Origin of the sequence: Actinospineispora acaciae DSM 45401 (genome assembly GCF_000620785.1) — a bacterium.
Taxonomy (GTDB): Bacteria; Actinomycetota; Actinomycetes; order Mycobacteriales; family Pseudonocardiaceae; genus Pseudonocardia; species Pseudonocardia acaciae.
In genome coordinates, this window is record NZ_JIAI01000001.1 from 1 (window position 1) to 18,443 (window position 18,443).

The following is an 18,443-nucleotide window of genomic DNA, read 5'->3' on the forward strand; positions in this document are numbered from 1 at the left end:
ACCAGCCCCGGCCGCCGAATCCACCGTCCGCCCCGGCAACACCGGAACCCCATGCCGGCCAAACAACTCTTTCGCCTGGTACTCGTACAGGTCCATCTGGTCGACTGTATGCAGTATGGAGGCGAATGTCTAGGCGCCCGCCGTGAACCGCCCGCCGTGAACCGCCCGCGAGTCGGGCGTCCTGGCACACCGAGTCGCGGGTTTGAGCACACGAGGGGTGTGTCGAAACGCCCGACTCGGTGTGCTGAGAGCCCCGACTCGCGGGCGAGGGGCAGGCAGGCGCGCGGGCGGGTGGTCTAGGCGCGGGCGGGGGTTGGCGGGCGGGGGTTAGTAGGTCTGGGGGACGCGGATGTGGTCGAAGATGAGGCTGGTCTGGGTGCCGGCGACGTCGGTGTGGCCGTTGAGGGCTACCACGAAGTCGCGCAGGGAGGCGGTATCGGCTGTCGCGACGTGGAGGAGGTAGTCGTCGACGCCGGCTAGGAAGTAGACGTCGCGGACCTCGGGGAGGTCGCCGACGCGGTTGACGAACTCCTCGAGGCGGCTGCGGGCGTCGCTCTGCAGCCGGACCGAGATCATGGCCTGCAGCGGGTGGCCGGTGGAGGCTGGGTCGATGTCGGCGTGGTAGCCCCTGATCACGCCTCGCGCGCGTAGCGCCCGGACCCGGCCGAGGCAGGTCGACGGGGCGATGCCGACCAGCTCGGCGAGGGCGTTGTTGGTGATCCGCGCGTCGCGCTCCAGGTGGCGCAGCAGGTCCCTGTCGACCCGGTCCAGCGGCGGCCGCGGATCCTGCGGCGGGGGCGTCGCTGAGCGAGAGATCGAAGCCTTTTCTTCGGGCATGGCGCCAGTCTAGAGAATCTTCTGCGGTTCTCTTTCGTTGAGCTGGCGGTTTCTTCATTATTGACCGTAACAGAGCTCAACCCAGGGAGATGCCATGCGGGTCGCGGTTCCCCGAGAGATCAAGGACAACGAGTTCCGGGTGGCGATCACTCCGGCCGGGGTCCACGAGCTGGTCGCGCGCGGTCACGAGGTGATCGTGGAGCAGGGCGCGGGCGTCGGCTCGTCGATCCCGGACGAGGACTACAAGGCGGCCGGCGCGCAGATCCTGGGCGACGCGGCGTCGGTGTGGGCCAGCGCGGACCTGCTGCTCAAGGTGAAGGAGCCGATCGCCCCCGAGTACGGCTTCCTGCGCGAGGACCTGACGCTGTTCACCTACCTGCACCTGGCCGCGTCCGAGCCGTGCACGAAGGCGCTGCTGGACTCGGGCACCACCTCGATCGCCTACGAGACGGTGCGCACCGAGGACGGGCGGCTGCCGCTGCTGGCGCCGATGAGCGAGGTCGCCGGCCGGCTCGCGCCCCAGGTCGGGGCCTACCACCTGATGCGCAGCGCGGGCGGGCGCGGCGTGCTGATGGGCGGCGTGCCGGGCGCTCCGGGCGCCCACGTGGTGATCATCGGCGGCGGGGTGTCCGGGCAGAACGCGGCGGCCATCGCCGTCGGGATGCACGCCAGGGTGACGGTGCTGGACCTGGACGTGGACAAGCTGCGCGAGATCGACGACCGCTACCAGGGGCGGATCCGCACCGTGTACTCCACGGCGTACGAGCTGGAGCGGCTGGTGACCGAGGCCGACCTGGTGATCGGCGCGGTGCTGGTGCCGGGGGCCAGGGCGCCCCGGTTGGTGTCCAACGAGCTGGTGGCGCGGATGAAGTCCGGCGCGGTGCTGGTCGACATCGCGATCGACCAGGGCGGCTGCTTCGCCGACTCCCGCCCGACCACCCACGCGGACCCGACCTTCCGGGTGCACGACACGGTGTTCTACTGCGTGGCGAACATGCCCGGTGCGGTCCCGCACACCTCCACGCACGCGCTGACCAACGCCACGCTGCCGTACCTGCTGCGGATCGCCGACCGGGGCTGGCGCGACGCGCTGCGGGGCGACGCGGCGCTGGCCGAGGGCCTGAGCACGCACGCCGGCAGCCTCACCTCGGAGGCGGTGGCCGCCGCGCACGGGCTGCCGCACGTGTCGATCGCGGACGTGCTGGGCTGAGCAACCGCGCCGTGCCAGGGTGATCGGCATGCGCGCGTGGGTGGTGGACCGGCCCGGACCGATGGCGGGCGGGCCGTTGGTCGAGGCGTCGCTGCCGGAGCCCGAGCCCGGCCCGGGGGAGGTCCGGGTCCGGGTGGAGGCGTGCGGGGTCTGCCGGACCGACCTGCACCTGGCGCTCGGCGAGCTGGCGCCGCGCCGGCCGCGCACCGTGCCCGGGCACGAGGTGGTCGGCGTCGTGGACGCGTTGGGCGACGGCGCCGGCCGGTTCGCGCCCGGTGACCGGGTCGGGATCGCCTGGCTGCGGGGGACCTGTGGGCGGTGCCGGTTCTGCCGGACCGGGCGGGAGAACCTGTGCCCGGACGCGGCGTTCACCGGGTGGGACGCCGACGGCGGATACGCCGAGCTGGCGGTGGTGCCCGAGGCGTACGCCTACCGGCTGCCCGCCGACGCCGACGCGGTGGCCCTGGCGCCGCTGCTGTGCGCGGGCATCGTGGGCTACCGCGCGCTCAAGCGGGCCGAGCTGCCTCCCGGCGGGCGGCTGGGCATCTACGGGTTCGGGGCGTCCGCGCACGTGGTGGCCCAGGTGGCGATCGGGCAGGGCGCGCGGGTGCACGTGCTGACCCGGTCGGCGGCGGCGCGGGCGCTCGCCCTGGAGCTGGGCGCGGCGTCGGCCGGCCCGGCGGCGGACGGACCGCCGGAGCCGCTGGACTCCGCCGTGCTGTTCGCGCCGGCGGGGGCGCTGGTGCCGGTGGCGATGCGGGCGCTGGACGCGGGCGGGACGCTCGCGGTCGCCGGCATCCACCTGAGCGACGTGCCGGGGCTGGACTACCAGGCCGAGCTGTTCCGGGAGCGGCGGCTGCTCAGCGTCACGGCCAACACCAGGGCCGACGGCGAGGAGTTCCTCCGGCTGGCCGCCGCGCTGCGGGTCCGCCCGACCGTCGACCCGCGCCCGCTGGCCGGCGCGGACCGGGCACTGGCCGACCTGGCCGCCGACCGGATCACCGGCGCCGCGGTGCTGGTCACCGGCTGAGTCCCCTATGCCCCTAACGCGGGCGTTCGGGGTTCACCTGAATGGCGGTTACCCCGAACCCGGGGGGTTCCCCGATGGCCGCCCACCTGCCAGGCCCTACTGTCGCTTCCGTCGACGAAGGCGCTCCCCCGAGCTAGGCCTCGTCGTTCCAGAGCCCCCCAACCAAGGAGCTAGCTCACCATGGCGACTTCGCTGCTCGACTGGATCCTGGACTTGCTGAAGGACCCGGAGGCCAGGGCCGACTTCGCGAACAACCCCGAGGACTACGCCCGGGACCACGGCTTCGACAACCTGTCCGCCGCCGACGTGCACGACGCGCTGTCCCTGATCGCGGACAACGACTACTCGTCGCACCACGACCACGGCGTGCACTACCCGCCGCCGCACCACTACGACCACAGCGACGACGGCGCGACGTACCTGAAGAGCTACGTCACGAACAACTACACCACCGTCGAGGACCACTCGACCAACATCGACAACTCGGTCCACCAGAACATCGACACCCACGGTGGCGACTTCAACCAGGTCATCGACAACGACCCGGTGGTGGCCTCGGGCGACGGTGCGGTGGCGGCCGGCGGCGACATCCGCGACAGCAACATCACCACCGGCGACCACAACGTGGTCGGCGACGGCAACGAGGTCGTCAGCGGCCACGGCAACACCACCGCCTTCGGCTCCGGCGACGCCACCAACGCCAGCTTCGACCACACCAACGTCAGCGACGGCGGCGCCGTCTCGCTTGGCGGGAACGCCTACGGGCACTCCGAGGACAACGACACCACCACCTCGGTGCACAACTCCGGCTCCGGCGACACCTCCGTGAACGCCGCGGGCGACCACGGCTACGCCGACCAGACCGCCGACCAGAGCCACAACGACGACAGCAGCTACAGCAACTACGAGGACCACTCCCGTAGTGACAGCCACGACGACGTGGGCTCGCACAACAGCTCCAGCTACGACGACAGCCACAACGTCGACGTGCACCACGTCTGATCGTCCTTCGGCGACGGACACCCGCCGGCCCGGTACCGACTCTCCCCGGTACCGGGCCGGTTCTTGTTTCAGCGTCCTCGGCGGGTGTGTGTCGGGCGGGCGGCGGTGGACGTCCTGGGGTGCGCCGGTGGCTTCGGGGCCAGGGTCGGTGTCGAGGCCGGGCGCAGGCCGATCGCGAACGGGTCGGGCGCGGGCGGCGGTGCGGTGTCGGCGTTGGCGTCGGTGAGCAGGCTGGTGGCGGCCAGGCCGGCGGCGGCGAGGGTGGCCACGGCCGCGGCGATCGCGGGGATCGGGCCGATGTGCGGGCGGCCCCGGGCCGGGACCGCGAGGTGGCGGCCACGGCCGCGCGGCGACTCCGGGTACGGGGCCAGGTCCGCCGGCCACGCCGAGATCGGGTTGCCCAGCCAGCGGGACTGGGCGGGGACCCGCTCGCCGCGCATCACCAGCGAGCCGCCGCCGATCGCGGTGCCGGCGCCGATCGTGGCACCGGGCAGCACGATGGCGTGCGGGCCGAGCGTGGCGCCCACCCCGAGGTGGACCTCGGCGATGCGCATCAGCCGGTCGTGGAACAGGTGGGTCTGCAGCACGCAGCCCCGGTTGACGGTGGCGCCGGCGTCCAGGTGCACCAGGTCGGTCTCCGGCAGCCAGTGGCTGTCGCACCACACCCCGGCGCCGATCCGGGCGCCGAGGGTGCGCAGCCAGGCGTTGAGCAGCGGGGTGCCGATCAGCGAGCGGCCCAGCCAGGGCATCGCGAGCTGCTCGTAGAACACGTCGAACAGCTCGTTGCGCCAGACGAACGAGCTCCACAGCGGGTGCTCGCCCACCCGGAACCGCCCGACCAGCAGCCACTTGACGGCGGTGGTCAGGGCCAGTGCCACCGCCCCGGCCGCCACCAGCACCGGCCCGGCGGCCAGCACGGCCAGCGCCCACCCGAACAACGCCTGGACCCGCACCAGCGCGCGGACCACCAGCGCCGCCATCATGGCCGACACCGCCCACGGCAGCAGCCGCAGCGACTCCACGCCCGCCCTGGCCAGCACCAGCCGGGCCGGCGGGGCGAAGGTGCGCGCCGGGTCGCCGGCGTCGGCGGTGCGGGGCAGCTCGAATGGTGGGCGGCCCACCCAGGAGCTGTCCGGAGCGGCCCGCTCGGGCGCGCTGGAGAGCACCGCGATCAGCGAACCGTCCGGGACGGCCAGGTCGGGGCCGACGATGCTGGAGTTGCCGGCGAACGCGCGGCGGCCCACCTCGGACTCGCCGACCCGCAGCCAGCCGCCGCGCACCTCGTAAGGGGCGATCAGGGTGTCGTCGGCGAGGAAGCCCCCGTCGCCGACCTTCATCATCCCGGGCAGCCCGGTCGTGGTGGAGATCTCCGCGTGCCGGCCCACCCGGGCGCCGAGCAGCCGGAACCACCACGGCGTGGCCAGGCTGGCATACAGCGGGAACAGCACCACCCGCGACGAGGTGACCAGCCGGTCGACCAGCCAGGCCGCCCAGCCGGCGAGGCTGTCCACGTGATGCGTCCCGGTACGCAGGGCCAGGCCGGCCAGCCGCACCAGCACGGCGACCAGCAGCGCGTAGCTCAGCGCGGCCAGCGGCCCGGACAGCCCGACCAGCAGGATCGTCTGGCCGAGGTCGCGCTGGTAGGCCCCGCTGGCCAGCAGCAGCGCCACCGACGGAAGCGCCGCCGCCAACGGCAGCGCCGCGATCAGCGCCAGCGTCACCGCGTACCAGAGCGACCAGCCGCGCGAGCGTTCAGGCTTCGGCCGAGGCCAGTCCTCGCCGGCGTCTCCGAGTCGCCGCGCCGGCACGCCGCCCCAGCGCTCGCCGGCGGGCACCCGGTCGTACACGCAGGTCCCCGGGTCCACCTCGGCGGCGGCGCCGACCGACGCGCCGGGCATCAGGGTGGCCCGGCCGCCGATCCGGGCGCCCGCGCCCACCTCGACGGCGCCCACGTGCAGCATGTCCCCGTCCAGCCACCAGCCGGCCAGGTCCACCTCTGGCTCCACGGCGCACCCGTCGCCGAGCGCGGCCAGGCCGGTCACCGGCGGGGTCGTCCGCAGGTCCACGTTCGCCCCGACCCGGCAGCCGAGTAGGCGCGCGTACCAGGGCGCCAGCGCGGTGCCGGCCAGCGAGCCGATGCCGAGCGCGGCGGCCAGCCGCTCGGCGGTCCACAGCCGCAGGTGCACCCAGCCGCCCCGGGTGTAGGTGCCCGGCCGCAGCCCGCGCCGGGCCAGCCGGACGCCGAGCACGGTGAGCAGCAGCCGGCCCGGCGGGCTGATCAGCAACGCCCAGCCGGCGGCCACCCACCACCAGGGCACCGGCGGGGTGAACGCGGCGCCGCCGCCGAGCAGCGCCCAGGCGTTGCCCAGGCCGGCGAGGACCACCAGCCAGCGGGCGCCGGTCAGGGCGTACAGCGCGAGCAGCACCAGCAGCTGGGCCAGGCCGGTCCGCCTCGGGGTGGGGTGCACCGGCCGCCGCCCGGCCCGGTCGCCGTCCAGCTCGTCGAGGCGGGCGGCCAGGTCGACCAGCCGGGGGTGCTGGAAGACGTCCTGGACGGAGGCCTCCGGGTAGCGCTCGCGCAAGGTCGCCACCAGCCGCGCGGTGGCCAGGCTGGTGCCGCCCAGCTCGAAGAAGTCCGAGTCCAGCTCCACCGGGGCGGCGAGCAGCCCGTGCCAGATCCCGGCCAGCCAGCCGGCCGTGCCGCCGGCCTCGGTCGCGCCGCCGGTCGCGCCGCCGGTGGCGCCGCTGTTGGCCCCGTCCCCGGGCTCGGCGGCACTGAGCTCGGCGGCACGGGGCGGCGGCCACGGCAGCGCCGCGCGGTCCACCTTGCCGGATGTTCGTACCGGCAGCTCGTCCACCGTCACCAGGTGCGGGACCAGCGCCGCCGGTAGCGAGCCGGCCAGCGTGGCGCGGGCTTTCGCCAGGTCGAGGGCGTTGCCTTGATCGGCGACCAGGTAGCCGACGAGCAGCTCACCACCGGCGGCTGTGGTGCGGACGGCGGCGGCCGCGGCGGCCACCCCGGGCAGGGTCAGCAGCGCGGTGTCGATCTCGCCCAGCTCGATGCGCCGGCCGCCGAGCTTGACCTGGTCGTCGGCGCGGCCGCGGAACACCAGGCCCTCCGGGTCGGCACGGACCAGGTCGCCACTGCGGTACGCGCGCGTCCAGCCCAGCGCGGGCACCGGCACGAACTTCTGCCGGTCCTTGGCCGGGTCCAGGTAGCGGCCGACGCCCACCCCGCCGATGACCAGTTCGCCGACCGCGCCGGCCGGCACCGGACGTCCCGACGGGTCGAGCACGGCGAGCTGCCAGCCGCGCAGCGGCAGCCCGATGCGGACCGGCTCGGAGCCGTCCAGCGGCGCCGCGCAGGCCACCACCGTGGCCTCGGTGGGGCCGTAGGTGTTCCACACCTCGCGGTGCGGCGCGGCCAGCCGCCGGGACAGCTCCGGCGGGCACGCCTCGCCGCCCAGGATCAGCAGCCGCACCCGTTCCAGCGCCTCGACCGGCCACAGCGCGGCCAGCGTCGGCACCGTGGACACCACCGTGATCTGCCGATCCACCAGCCACGGCCCCAGCTCGGTGCCGGCCCGGACCAGCGCGCGCGGCGCCGGCACCAGACAGGCGCCGTGGCGCCAGGCCAGCCACATCTCCTCGCAGGAGGCGTCGAACGCCACGGACAGCCCGGCCAGCACCCGGTCGCCGGGGCGCAGCGGCCGGCGGGTGAGGAACAGCTCGGCCTCGGCGTCGACGAAGGCGGCGGCCGACCGGTGCGTGATGGCCACGCCCTTCGGCGTCCCGGTGGAACCGGAGGTGAAGATCACCCAGGCGTCGTCGGTTGGCGCCGGACCTCGGGCGGCGGGCGGTGGTACGGACCGGGCCTGGGATCGCGGTTCGAACCGGGCGCCCGGGCCGAGGACGCCGGCCACCGCCGCCTCCCGCCAGACCACCTCGGCGCGCTCGTCCGGGTCGTCGGCGTCCACCGGAACGTAGGCGGCGCCGGCGGCCAGCACGGCAAGGATGGCCAGGTACAGCTCGGCGCGGCCGGACGGTATCCGCACCCCGACCCGGTGCCCGGCGCCGACGCCGGCCCGCCACAGCCGGTCGCGCAGCGCCTCGGCGCGGCGCGCGCACTCCCGGTAGCTGAGCACCTCGTGCCCGTCGTCCAGCGCCGGAGCGTCCGGGTGGGCGCGCACGGTGTCGGCGAACAGCTCGGCCAGCGTCCGGGCCGGGGCGGGCGGACCGCCGAAGTACATGCACGAACCTTTGAACTCGACATTGGGGGGAGCGGTCGAGCGCGCGTTAACTGAGAAATGCTGAGAATGGCGCGGCGGTGCGTGTTCTCAGTTTTCTCAGCAATTCTTCTCGATCACCGAAATCGCACACTAGCAGACGCGTTTCGACCCGACGTCACGGTATCGCCGGATTGGTTTCGGTTCGAAAATGGTGTGCCGGCTCACGCTTCCACGGTGAGAATGTGGCGCTCAGGCGACTTTCTTGTACACCGCCACCGCGCCGGCGCTGCCCAGCCCGAGGTTGTGCTGCAGGCCGACCCGCGCGCCCTCGACCTGCCGGGCGCCCGCCGTGCCGCGCAGCTGCCAGGTCAGCTCGGCGCACTGGGCCAGCCCGGTGGCGCCGATCGGATGCCCCTTGGAGATCAGCCCGCCGGACGGGTTGACCACCCAGCGGCCGCCGTAGGTGGTCTCCTCGGCCTCGACGAGCTTGTGCCCTTCGCCCTCGCCGGCCAGCCCCAGCGCCTCGTAGGTGATCAGCTCGTTCGCGGAGAAGCAGTCGTGCAGCTCGATGACGTCGACGTCCTCGATGCCCACCTCGGCCTCGGCCATGGCTCGCTGTGCCGCCGCCCTCGCCACCTGCGCGCCGACCACGTTGATCGAGGAGTTGCCGTCGAACGACCCAGCCCGGTCGGTGGCGATGTGGTGCCCGGCGATCTCGACGGCCCGGTCCCACAGCTCGTGCTCGTCGACGTACCGCTCGCTGGCCAGCACCGCCGCACCGGAGCCGTCCGAGGTGGGCGAGCACTGCAGCTTGGTCAGCGGGTCGTAGATCATCGGCGCGTTCTTCACGTCGTCCAGGGAGTACTCGTCGCGGAACTGGGAGTACGGGTTGTTCACCGAATGCTTGTGGTTCTTCCAACCGATCCAGGCGTAATGTTCGGGCTTCGACCCGTATCGTTCCATGTGTTCCCGTCCGGCATTGCCGAACATCTGCGGCATCGGCGCCTTCTCGTTCTCCCAGCCTCGGCCGGCGACCATTGAGCGCAGGTGGTAGTCGAGCATCCCGGCGCCTTTCTGGCCGCCCGCGCCCAGCGAGCCCTTGCGCATTTTCTCGTAGCCCACCGCGAGCGTGACGTCGCAGCCGGCCCTGATCGCCTGCCTGGCCAGGAACAGCGCCGACGAGCCGGTGGCGCAGGCGTTGATCACGGTGGTGATCGGCACGCCGGACATGCCGACGTCGTAGAGCGCGCGCTGGCCGAACGAGCCGTAGGCGGAGCCGGCGTAGGCCTGCTCGACCGTCTCGTAGTCGATCCCGGCATCGGCCAGCGCCTTGGTCACCGACTCCTTGGCCATGTCCGGAAAGTCCCAGTCCTTCGTCTCCGGCTTTTCGAACTTGGTCATTCCGACCCCGATGACGAACGCGCGGTTGACCATGGTGGCACCCCCTGGTGGCTCGGTCACTCGACCATAGGCCGGTTTCCGCCGATCCGCGCGGAGTGCGCCCGCACGGCCGCGAAGCGGTAGGCGTCCAGAACGCTGATCGCGTACACGAAGATCCCGCCGGCATAGCGGCCGAGGAACGAGTGGTCGGGGCCGGTGAGGTGGTAGGAGATCGTGCCCAGCAACAGGATGTAGAACGCGAACATCAGCCCGCGCACGGGCGTCCGGTTGAGCACCTGCCCCATCCCGGGCAGCGCCACCGCGACCGCGAGCACCAGCACCGGGCGCGGGATCCTCACGGCCGCCTCGCGTGCCCTGCGTGTTCGAGGGCCAGCGTGTCGCCGATGCCGGCCACCGCGTCGAGCAGCGACCGCAGCCGGTCCGCGCCGACCCGCACGTCGCCGAAGTCCGCCCGCCGCAGCGACCGGTACGGTCCCTGGGCGCCCTCGGCCAGCCGGTGCACCAGCCGGATGCCGCCCGCGCTGACCAGGACCTCCTTCGTCCTCGGATCGTCCAGCAGCGGCCCCAGCCCGTCCAGGACCGACACCGGCGCCCGCGACGGGTCGGGGGTGGCGATGCGCACGTGCGTCCGAATGGCCTCCGGCCGGGGCAGCTCGTGCGGGTAGCCGCCGTTCGGCGAGAAGAACTCGGTGCCGGTCGGGCGGGCCAGCACGTCGAGCGGAGCGCCGACGTCCAGCCGCCGCCCCTGGGTGACCAGCAACCACAGCTCCGGCAGCCGGCGCAGCGCGAGCGTGTCCACCACCGCCTCCAGCCGCACCGGATACCCTCGGAACCAGCCGGTCAGCACCGGGTAGTAGCCGGCGCCGGCCTCGATCCGGGCGTGTTCGACCACGCCGAGCACGTCGTCGAACAGGCGCCGCCGCCGCATCAGTATCCCTTCGGCCTGGGCAGGTCGGCGGTGAACTGCGCCCCGCGCCGCACGTACTTGTATCTCCGGAGCACGAACCAGACCGAGGCCAGGAAGTAGAACGCGAGCACCGACAGCAACGCCGTCCCGTAGCCCAGGAACGTCGCGAAGAACACCGTCGCGGACAGCAGGATCAGCGCGATCGCCGGCGCCGGATGCAGCGGCAGCACGTAGCTGCGGGTGATCGAGCCCATCGGCCACAGCTTGCGGAACCGGATGAAGTTCGGACCCATGAAGCTGTACATCAGCAGCCCGGACAGGATGGAGAACGTGATCACCGTCGCCAGCAGCGTCGGCTTGTTCAGCAGCACCGGCAGCAGCGCGAACGCGATGGCCACCGGGACCAGGAAGACGATCGCGCGGAACGGCGTGTGGTAGCGCGGGTGCACCGCGCCGAACCATTCCGGCAGGTAGCGGTCGCGGCCCATGGAGAACCAGGCCCGGGAGGCGTCGTTGATGCAGCCGTTGGCCGAGGCCAGCGTGGCGCACAGGGTGCCGAGCAGCAGCAGGACCACCAGCAGGCCGCTGCCGGTCACCCTGGCCGCGTCGAACAGCGGGGTGATCGCCGTGCCCAGGTACTGCCAGGGCACCAGCCCGGCGCACACGTACCAGGTCAGGGTGGCCGCGATGATCAGCGTCATCATCCCGGCCATGCTCCCGATCGGGATCGAGCGCGGCGCCGACCGGCACTCCTCGGCGGCCTGCGCGGTGCCCTCGATGCCCAGGTAGAACCACATGCCGAACTGGAACGCGGCGATCACGCCCAGCCAGCCATAGGGCAGCCCGTTGTCCAGGCCGCCGATCAGGCCCGGCAGCGAGAGCTGCGCGGACGGGTCCCAGGCCTGCGCGCCGACGAACAGCAGCAGGATGGTGACGAAGGCGAACCCGGTGATCACGAAGTTGACCGAGAGGGTGGCGAAGACCCCCCGGTAGTTCAGCCAGGCCAGGGCGAGGATGGCCAGCGTCGCGAACGGGTAGGGGGAGAGCTCCTCGGTGCTGCCCATCAGGTTGGACAGGGTGGTGAGCAGGTAGCTGAGGACGTTGGCGTTGGCGGCCTCGAGCATGGTGTAGGCCAGGGTCAGGTAGAGGCCCACGTTGAACGCCATCAGCGGGCCGACGGTGTGCTTGGCCTGCGCGTACTGCCCACCGGCGGCCGGGATCGCGGAGGTGATCTCGGAGTTGATCATCACGATGCAGGTGTAGAGCAGGCCCACCACCCAGGCGGCGATGAGCGCGCCGTACATGCCGCCCTTCTGCACCGCGAAGTTCCAGCCCATGAACTCGCCGACCAGCACGATCCCGACGCCGAGCGCCCAGATGTGCATGGGGGAGAGGACCTTGCGCAGGGCCGGCCGCTCGTGCTCGTCCACCAGGCCGCCGGGGCCGGGGCGTTCGTCGGGGGTGGTGCTCATCGCGGGTCACCCCCGGGCGCGGGCTCGTCGCCGGGTTCGGCCGCGTTGATCAGCGTCTGCTCGTCGTGGCGCCGGGAGACCCGGACCATGTCCAGCACCAGCCAGCCGGCGATGACCGCGCTGAGCAGCCACGCGACCAGCTCCAGCCCGCGTGCGACGGTCACGGCGCCTCCTTCGGGCCGAACTTCTCCTCGATCACCTCGCGGTACTCCCGGAACGAGGCCCGGTAGACGAACGCGAGGTAGGCCGCGAGCAGCGCGGCGGTGCCGAGCAGGGCGGCCAGGCTGAAGCTGTACTTGTCCGGCTCCGGGCGGTTGGCGTCGACGGCGGCGGTGACGGCCGGCAGGTCGACGGTGCCGGAGTCGATCAGCTTCTGGTACTGCGCGCGCTCGGCGGGGGTGATCGGCAGGTCGGCGAGCTGGCGTTGCTGCCCGGCTTCGGGCCCGGACGATGCCGCCGCCGTATCGGACTCGCTGACCAGGAACGTGGTGGCGAACAGGGTGACGAAGATCAGCGCCAGGATGGTGGCCGCGTCCACGAGCTGGCCGCGCTTGGACTGGGTGGGTGGCTGCTTCACGCTCCTGGTCATGGGCGCTGCCTCCGCGCGGCGCGCTGCTGGCGCAGCTTGTCGAGGTTGTCGATGTCCGGGCGGTAGACCAGGTCCCTGGTCGCGGCGTGCCGGCGCACCATGGCCAGGATCGAGGCGGTGTTGAAGCCCCCGAGCAACAGCATGGAGATCACCAGGGCGATCGTGATGCCCGGCGTCGGGGCGACCGCGGTGGCCACCACCAGCGCGAACACCAGCACCACCCACATGAACACGGTGAAGCACACGGCGAGCAGCTGGTCGCGGCGGGCCAGGGACTCGATGCGCGACTCGACGGTGGGTGACATGTGAGCGCCTCCGATCCCTCGGCGGCGCGCTCCGCTGACCGGGGACGGAGAGCGCCATCGCTCGTGGTCCTAGGTCCGAACCTCGGACCAAGCCTCATCGGACCACCCGCCCCCGAGGTGTGTCAAGGGTCACGGGCTTACGGCGGTGGGCCGAAGACGATCTCGCGGAGCTGGTGGCGGGTGCGCTCGATGTGCTCGCGCATGGCGGTGGCGGCGGCGTCCGCGTCGCCGTCCCGGACCGCGCGGTAGATTTCCTGGTGGTCGCGCTTGGACTCCTCGACGGGGTCCACGAACGGCAGCAGGTCGTGCGGGCTGAACAGCTCGCCCCTGGCCGACTCGATGGCCGTCTCCAGCCGCAGGTTGCGCGCCGCCCGTGCCAGCGCGCCGTGGAACTGCGCGTCGGTCAGCCGGAACGCGGCGCGGCCGTCCACCTGGCCGAGCCTGTTGATCGCCGTGCGCAGCCGGGCCAGGTCGGAGCGGTCGCGGCGCAGCGCGGCGAGCCGGGCCGCGTCGGTCTCCAGCGCGATGCGGAAGTCGATGATGTCGTCGAACTCGCCGGCCTGGGTCCGCATCCGGGTCCGCCAGCGCTCCAGCGGCTCGTGCAGCTCGGTCACGTACGTCCCGCCCTGCGCGCCCCTGCGGACCTGGACGTAGCCGTCCCGCTGCAGGATCTTGATCGCCTCGCGCAGGCTGATCCGGGCCACGCCGAGCTGCTCGGCCAGCTCGCGCTCGGCCGGGAGCCGGTCGCCCGGAGCGACCTCGCCGTGGTGGATCAGGGTACGAAGGTGCTCCGCGACCGCCTGGGTCAACGTCTGCGAGGTGACCGCGCGGACCATAACGCCAGGTTATACGCCCTTGTACGGACCGGCGGTCTTGACAGGCGCCACGCGTCGGTGGTCGCATGTCAAAGGTTCTAAGTTCGGACCTCAAGGGGGCCGCGCATGTGCGGGATCGTCGGGCTGCACCTGAAGGACCGCGAGCTGTACCCGCGGTTGGGCGCGCTGCTGGTGCCGATGCTGGAGAGCATGGCCAGCCGGGGGCCGGACAGCGCGGGCATCGCGCTCTACGACGGCGACGGCGGCATGGACGTGGTCAAGGACGTGGGGGCGCCCGCGGACATCTGCAGGGAGCACGGCATCGGCGGGCGCGGCGGGTTCCAGGGCATCGGGCACACCCGGATGGCCACCGAGTCGGCGGTGACCACCGAGCACTCCCACCCGTTCGCACCGCGCCCGGACATGGCGGTGGTGCACAACGGCTCGTTCTCCAACCACGCCACGGTCCGCCGCCGGCTGGCGCGCGAGGGCATCGAGTGCACCACCGACAACGACACCGAGGTCGCCGCCCGGTTCATCGGCCAGCAGGTGGCGGCCGGCGCGGACCTGGCCGATGCGCTGCGGATGGTGCGCAAGGAGCTGGACGGGTTCTTCACGCTGCTGGTCACCACCGGTTCGCAGTTCGCGGTGATGCGCGACTCGTTCGCCTGCAAGCCCGCCGTGATCGCCGAGACGGACGGGTACGTGGCCATGGCCTCGGAGTACCACGCGCTCGCCGGGCTGCCCGGCATCGGCGCGGCGCGCGTGTTCGAGCCGGTGCCCGAAGAGGTCTACACGTGGACCCGATAACGCTGGACTGCGCCGCGCTGACCACCAGGGAGATCAACGCCGCGCTGGCCGCGCTGCCGGACGGCGGGCACGCCAGGGTCACCGCGCCGTGGGGCCGGCACAACCTCGCGGTCGGGCTGGCCAACCGGATCACGGTGGAGATCGAGGGCAACGCCGGGTACTTCATCGGCGGGCTGTGCGGTGGGCTGTCCGGCGGGCCGGACGTGCTGGTCGACGGGTTCGTCGGCTGGTCGGTGGGGGAGAACCTGATGGGCGGCACCGTGCGGGTGCGCGGCAACGCCTCGGAGTGCGCGGGCGCCTCGGCGCACGGCGGCACGGTGATCGTGGAGGGCGACGCCTCGTCCCGGGCCGCGATCTCGCTCAAGGGCGGGACCGTGCTGGTCGGCGGGGACGTCGGGCACATGAGCGGGTTCATGGCCCAGGCCGGCGTGCTGCTGGTCGGCGGGGACGCCGGCCACGCGCTCGGCGACTCGCTGTACGAGACGGTGATCTACGTGGCCGGCTCGATCGCGTCGCTGGGCTCGGACGCCCGCGTCGAGGACCTCACCGACGACGACGTGCTCACCGTCAAGAGGCTGGCCGACCGCGCGGGCTTCGACCACGTCGACCCGGAGAACGTCACCAGGGTGGCCTCCGCCCGCGAGCTGTACAACTTCGACGCGCTCTCCGACCAGAGGTACTGATGTCCGAGCTTCCGATGGACGCCCGCCGCGCCAGCCACACCTTCCCGCCCGAGTCCATCGCGCAGATCCAGCGGATGGCCGAGGAGGGCCACTACGAGATCCGGGGCTGGGGCGCCAAGCGCCGGCTGCCGACGTTCGACGACCTGGTGTTCCTCACCGCCTCGGTGTCCCGCTACCCGCTGGAGGGCTACCGCGAGCGCTGCGAGACGCGCACCGTGCTGGGCTCGCGGCGGGCCGGCGTCCCGATCGAGCTGGACATCCCGGTCACCATCGCCGGGATGAGCTTCGGCGCGCTGTCCGCCGCCGCGAAGACCGCGCTCGGCCGCGCCGCCACCGCCGTCGGCACCTCCACCACGACCGGCGACGGCGGCATGACCGACGAGGAGCGCGATGCCTCCCACCTGCTGGTCTACCAGTGCCTGCCGTCGCGCTACGGCTTCAACCCGGTCGACCTCAAGCGCGCGGACGCGATCGAGATCGTGATCGGCCAGGGCGCCAAGCCCGGCGGCGGCGGGATGCTGCTCGGCCAGAAGGTGAGCGAGCGGGTCGCGGGCATGCGCACCCTGCCGCCCGGCATCGACCAGCGCTCGGCGTCCCGGCACCCGGACTGGGTCGGCCCCGACGACCTGCGCATCAAGATCGAGGAGCTGCGCGAGGCCACCTCGTGGGAGAAGCCGATCTACGTCAAGCTGGGCGCGACCCGGGTCACCAACGACGTGAAGCTGGCGGTCGCGGCGGGTGCGGACGTCGTCGTGGTGGACGGCATGCAGGGCGGCACCGGCGCCACCCAGGACGTGTTCATCGAGCACGCCGGCATCCCGACGCTGCCCGCCGTGCGGCTGGCCGCCGAGGCGCTGCGCGAGCTGGGCGTGGAGGACGAGGTACAGCTCGTGGTCTCCGGCGGCATCCGCACCGGCGCGGACGTGGCCAAGGCGCTGGCGCTGGGCGCGGACGCGGTGTCGCTCGGGGTGGCACCGCTGATCGCGCTGGGCTGCAACTCCCGGACGTACACCGCCGGCGGGGTGGAGCACGACGTCACCGCCGACTACCACGCGCTGGGCACCGAGCCGGGCTACTGCCACCACATGCACACCGGCCGCTGCCCGGTCGGGATCGCCACCCAGGACCCGGCCCTGGAGGCCCGGTTGGACGTGGACGAGGGCACCCGGCGCGTGGTCAACTACCTACGCTCGGTGACCATGGAGCTGACCACGCTGGCCCGCGCCTGCGGCAAGTCCGACGTGCACAACCTGGAGCCGGAGGACCTGGCCGCGCTCACCATGGAGGCGGCCGCGATGGCCGGAGTCCCGCTGGCCGGCACGGACTGGATACCGGGGCGCTAGACACACGTCGACAAGGGGGTTGACATGGAGCGCGAGGAGCTGAAGGCGCGTGCCGAGGAGGACGGGATCAGGTTCTTCCTGGCCATGTTCGTGGACCTGCACGGCAAGCCCTGCGCGAAGGCCGTGCCGATATCCAGCTTCGACCTGCTGATGGACGGCGGCGCCGGGTTCGCCGGGTTCGCCGCCGGCGACCTGGGCCAGAGCCCCGCCGACCCCGACCTGTGCGCGGTGCCCGACCCGGCGTCCTACACCCGGTTGCCGTGGAAGGACGGCGTGGCCGTCCTGCACTGCGACCCGTACGTGGACGGCCAGCCGTGGCCGTACGCGCCCCGGGTGATCCTCAAGCGGCTGCTGTCCACGCTGGCGGCCGAGCGCGGCTGGGTGCTCAAGACGGGCGTCGAGGCCGAGTACTCGCTGCTGCGGCGCACCCCGGACGGCGGGCTGGAGGTCGCCGACGCGCTGGACAGCTCCGCCAAGCCCTGTTACGAGGCCAAGGGCCTGACCCGGATGTGGGACTTCCTGTCCACGCTGTCCACCCACATGAACGAGCTGGGCTGGGAGAACTACGCCAACGACCACGAGGACGGCAACGGCCAGTTCGAGTGCAACTTCGCCTACTCCGACGCGGTGACCACGGCGGACCGGACGGTGTTCTTCCGCTACATGGTGCACATGCTGGCCCACGAGGCCGGCATGACCGCGACGTTCATGCCCAAGCCGTTCGGCTCGGTCACCGGCAACGGCCAGCACCTGCACCAGAGCCTGTGGACCACCGGCGGGGAGCCGCTGTTCGGCGACGACGCCGACGGGCTGGGCCTGTCCAAGCTGGCGTACCACTACATCGGCGGGCTGGTCGAGCACGGCCGCGCCACCGCCGGGGTGATCTGTCCGACCGTCAACTCCTACAAGCGCATCGGCGCCGGCGCGCCCAGCTCCGGGGCAACCTGGGCGCCGGCGTACGTGGCCTACGGCGGCAACAACCGCAGCCTGATGCTCCGGGTGCCCGAGGGCGGGCGGGTCGAGCACCGGGGGGTGGACGGCTCGGCGAACCCGTACCTGGCCGCCGCCGCGCTGCTCGCCGCCGGCCTGGACGGCATCGACAGGGGGCTCGACCCGGGGGAGCCGGTGGAGGACAACCTGTTCGCGTTGCCGTCCGAGCGGGTCACCGCCCGGGGGATCGGCCAACTGCCCCGCACCCTGGACCGCGCGCTGGAGGAGCTGGCGGTCGACCCGGTGCTGCGCGCGGCGTTCGGGACGGTCGGCGGCGGCGCGGACTTCCTGGACTACTACGTGCGCGTCAAACAGTCCGAGTTCGACGAATACCACGCGGCCGTGTCGCAGTGGGAGATCGACAGGTATCTCACCCTGATGTGAGCCGCCTTTATAACACTTCGGGAATGGTGTGTTGTCGCTCCCGTCGCGGCGCCGTTATGATCAAGATCAAGAACGGGTGAGGGCGCGGCGCCGGGAGCGATGCCATGAGCCGTTACGTTTCGCGTACGGCCGGAGGATTGCTGGTCGTCGCGGTGGCTGCCGCCATCACGGTCGCCATGACGGCCGCCCCGACGGCCGCCGCCCAGGACGAACCCGACGGTCAGGGGTGTCGCCGGCTCGGAATTCCTTATCAGTTCAAATGCGCGGGTCCGTTCCCGTCCAGGCAGCTGTGCGAGAGCGACAAGGCGAAACATTGGTCCGACGACGTGACGCCGTGTCAGCTCGGTCAGTGGCGGAACGTGGACCGCTGGTACTACGGCTTCCGGGCGGGCTTCAGGAGGTAGGCGAGCGCCCCTGTCACGGATCGGGGGCGGAC

At 72.6% G+C, this 18,443-nt stretch carries 18 protein-coding genes; 8 read left to right on the forward strand and 10 right to left on the reverse strand.

What is annotated here, in order from left to right; translation table 11 throughout:
• Positions 1 to 327: 327 nt before the first annotated feature.
• On the reverse strand, positions 328 to 837 hold the full coding sequence (locus tag N912_RS0100010) for an Lrp/AsnC family transcriptional regulator (RefSeq protein WP_028920799.1): 510 nt from the start codon (positions 835 to 837) through the stop codon (positions 328 to 330).
• 94 nt (positions 838 to 931) lie between these two features.
• Between N912_RS0100010 and ald the strand changes: the two genes are divergently transcribed.
• The 3 genes from ald to N912_RS0100025 all read left to right on the forward strand — a co-directional run bounded on the left by ald (position 932) and on the right by N912_RS0100025 (position 4,079).
• Positions 932 to 2,047, forward strand: coding sequence for an alanine dehydrogenase (gene ald / locus N912_RS0100015; RefSeq protein WP_028920800.1), 1,116 nt, complete (start codon positions 932 to 934; stop codon positions 2,045 to 2,047).
• Positions 2,048 to 2,075: 28 nt separating this feature from the next.
• Entirely contained in the window at positions 2,076 to 3,077 is a 1,002-nt protein-coding gene (locus tag N912_RS0100020) for a zinc-binding alcohol dehydrogenase family protein (protein WP_028920801.1), read from the forward strand.
• Positions 3,078 to 3,257: 180 nt separating this feature from the next.
• Positions 3,258 to 4,079, forward strand: a complete 822-nt coding sequence (locus N912_RS0100025; RefSeq protein ID WP_028920802.1) for an IniB N-terminal domain-containing protein — start codon at positions 3,258 to 3,260, stop codon at positions 4,077 to 4,079.
• Positions 4,080 to 4,147: 68 nt separating this feature from the next.
• Here the strand turns inward: N912_RS0100025 and N912_RS48490 are convergent, their stop codons facing one another.
• From N912_RS48490 to N912_RS48505, 9 genes are all read right to left on the reverse strand, one after another.
• A complete protein-coding gene (locus tag N912_RS48490; protein ID WP_064745117.1) occupies positions 4,148 to 8,329 on the reverse strand; it encodes a Pls/PosA family non-ribosomal peptide synthetase in 4,182 nt (1,393 codons plus the stop codon).
• Positions 8,330 to 8,557: 228 nt separating this feature from the next.
• Positions 8,558 to 9,742, reverse strand: coding sequence for a thiolase C-terminal domain-containing protein (locus N912_RS0100035; RefSeq protein WP_028920803.1), 1,185 nt, complete (start codon positions 9,740 to 9,742; stop codon positions 8,558 to 8,560).
• Between the two features lie 23 nt (positions 9,743 to 9,765).
• Positions 9,766 to 10,047 carry a hypothetical protein gene (locus N912_RS0100040; RefSeq protein ID WP_028920804.1) on the reverse strand — a complete coding sequence of 94 codons (282 nt, stop codon included), beginning with the start codon at positions 10,045 to 10,047 and terminating at the stop codon, positions 9,766 to 9,768.
• On the reverse strand, positions 10,044 to 10,637 hold the full coding sequence (locus N912_RS0100045; RefSeq protein WP_028920805.1) for a hypothetical protein: 594 nt from the start codon (positions 10,635 to 10,637) through the stop codon (positions 10,044 to 10,046). Before N912_RS0100045 ends, N912_RS0100040 begins: the two co-directional genes overlap by 4 nt.
• The gene (locus N912_RS0100050) at positions 10,637 to 12,088 is read right to left on the reverse strand and encodes an APC family permease (protein WP_051579397.1); all 1,452 of its coding nucleotides are present in this window, start codon (positions 12,086 to 12,088) and stop codon (positions 10,637 to 10,639) included. Before N912_RS0100050 ends, N912_RS0100045 begins: the two co-directional genes overlap by 1 nt.
• A complete protein-coding gene (locus N912_RS63160; RefSeq protein ID WP_156993061.1) occupies positions 12,085 to 12,252 on the reverse strand; it encodes a hypothetical protein in 168 nt (55 codons plus the stop codon). The genes N912_RS0100050 and N912_RS63160 overlap by 4 nt, the downstream gene beginning before the upstream one ends.
• Positions 12,249 to 12,677: a hypothetical protein gene (locus N912_RS59835; protein ID WP_156993064.1), complete on the reverse strand. Its 429-nt coding sequence runs from the start codon at positions 12,675 to 12,677 to the stop codon at positions 12,249 to 12,251. Before N912_RS59835 ends, N912_RS63160 begins: the two co-directional genes overlap by 4 nt.
• Entirely contained in the window at positions 12,674 to 12,982 is a 309-nt protein-coding gene (locus N912_RS48500) for a hypothetical protein (protein ID WP_037062541.1), read from the reverse strand. The genes N912_RS59835 and N912_RS48500 overlap by 4 nt, the downstream gene beginning before the upstream one ends.
• Positions 12,983 to 13,119: 137 nt before the next feature.
• Entirely contained in the window at positions 13,120 to 13,818 is a 699-nt protein-coding gene (locus tag N912_RS48505) for a FadR/GntR family transcriptional regulator (RefSeq protein WP_051579398.1), read from the reverse strand.
• Positions 13,819 to 13,923: 105 nt separating this feature from the next.
• On the opposite strand from N912_RS48505, the gene N912_RS0100075 reads away from it, so the two are divergent.
• The 5 genes from N912_RS0100075 (at position 13,924) to N912_RS0100095 (ending at position 18,411) form a co-directional block, all read left to right on the forward strand.
• A complete protein-coding gene (locus N912_RS0100075; RefSeq protein WP_028920808.1) occupies positions 13,924 to 14,607 on the forward strand; it encodes a class II glutamine amidotransferase domain-containing protein in 684 nt (227 codons plus the stop codon).
• Positions 14,595 to 15,290 (forward strand): GltB/FmdC/FwdC-like GXGXG domain-containing protein, encoded by a 696-nt coding sequence (locus N912_RS0100080; RefSeq protein WP_028920809.1) that lies wholly within the window; start codon positions 14,595 to 14,597, stop codon positions 15,288 to 15,290. The genes N912_RS0100075 and N912_RS0100080 overlap by 13 nt, the downstream gene beginning before the upstream one ends.
• Positions 15,290 to 16,633: an FMN-binding glutamate synthase family protein gene (locus N912_RS0100085; protein ID WP_028920810.1), complete on the forward strand. Its 1,344-nt coding sequence runs from the start codon at positions 15,290 to 15,292 to the stop codon at positions 16,631 to 16,633. Before N912_RS0100080 ends, N912_RS0100085 begins: the two co-directional genes overlap by 1 nt.
• A 24-nt stretch (positions 16,634 to 16,657) precedes the next feature.
• Positions 16,658 to 18,007 carry a type III glutamate--ammonia ligase gene (glnT, locus tag N912_RS0100090; protein WP_037062546.1) on the forward strand — a complete coding sequence of 450 codons (1,350 nt, stop codon included), beginning with the start codon at positions 16,658 to 16,660 and terminating at the stop codon, positions 18,005 to 18,007.
• A gap of 104 nt (positions 18,008 to 18,111) precedes the next feature.
• Positions 18,112 to 18,411, forward strand: a complete 300-nt coding sequence (locus N912_RS0100095) for a hypothetical protein (RefSeq protein ID WP_156993067.1) — start codon at positions 18,112 to 18,114, stop codon at positions 18,409 to 18,411.
• Positions 18,412 to 18,443: the final 32 nt, after the last annotated feature.

Coding starts and splice junctions, on each gene's coding strand:
- N912_RS0100010 (WP_028920799.1), bottom strand. CDS start 837: ATGCCCGAAGAAAAGGCTTCGATCTCTCGCTCAGCGACGCCCCCGCCG.
- ald (WP_028920800.1), top strand. CDS start 932: ATGCGGGTCGCGGTTCCCCGAGAGATCAAGGACAACGAGTTCCGGGTG.
- N912_RS0100020 (WP_028920801.1), top strand. CDS start 2,076: ATGCGCGCGTGGGTGGTGGACCGGCCCGGACCGATGGCGGGCGGGCCG.
- N912_RS0100025 (WP_028920802.1), top strand. CDS start 3,258: ATGGCGACTTCGCTGCTCGACTGGATCCTGGACTTGCTGAAGGACCCG.
- N912_RS48490 (WP_064745117.1), bottom strand. CDS start 8,329: ATGTACTTCGGCGGTCCGCCCGCCCCGGCCCGGACGCTGGCCGAGCTG.
- N912_RS0100035 (WP_028920803.1), bottom strand. CDS start 9,742: ATGGTCAACCGCGCGTTCGTCATCGGGGTCGGAATGACCAAGTTCGAA.
- N912_RS0100045 (WP_028920805.1), bottom strand. CDS start 10,637: ATGCGGCGGCGGCGCCTGTTCGACGACGTGCTCGGCGTGGTCGAACAC.
- N912_RS0100050 (WP_051579397.1), bottom strand. CDS start 12,088: ATGAGCACCACCCCCGACGAACGCCCCGGCCCCGGCGGCCTGGTGGAC.
- N912_RS59835 (WP_156993064.1), bottom strand. CDS start 12,677: ATGACCAGGAGCGTGAAGCAGCCACCCACCCAGTCCAAGCGCGGCCAG.
- N912_RS48500 (WP_037062541.1), bottom strand. CDS start 12,982: ATGTCACCCACCGTCGAGTCGCGCATCGAGTCCCTGGCCCGCCGCGAC.
- N912_RS48505 (WP_051579398.1), bottom strand. CDS start 13,818: ATGGTCCGCGCGGTCACCTCGCAGACGTTGACCCAGGCGGTCGCGGAG.
- N912_RS0100075 (WP_028920808.1), top strand. CDS start 13,924: ATGTGCGGGATCGTCGGGCTGCACCTGAAGGACCGCGAGCTGTACCCG.
- N912_RS0100085 (WP_028920810.1), top strand. CDS start 15,290: ATGTCCGAGCTTCCGATGGACGCCCGCCGCGCCAGCCACACCTTCCCG.
- glnT (WP_037062546.1), top strand. CDS start 16,658: ATGGAGCGCGAGGAGCTGAAGGCGCGTGCCGAGGAGGACGGGATCAGG.
- N912_RS0100095 (WP_156993067.1), top strand. CDS start 18,112: ATGAGCCGTTACGTTTCGCGTACGGCCGGAGGATTGCTGGTCGTCGCG.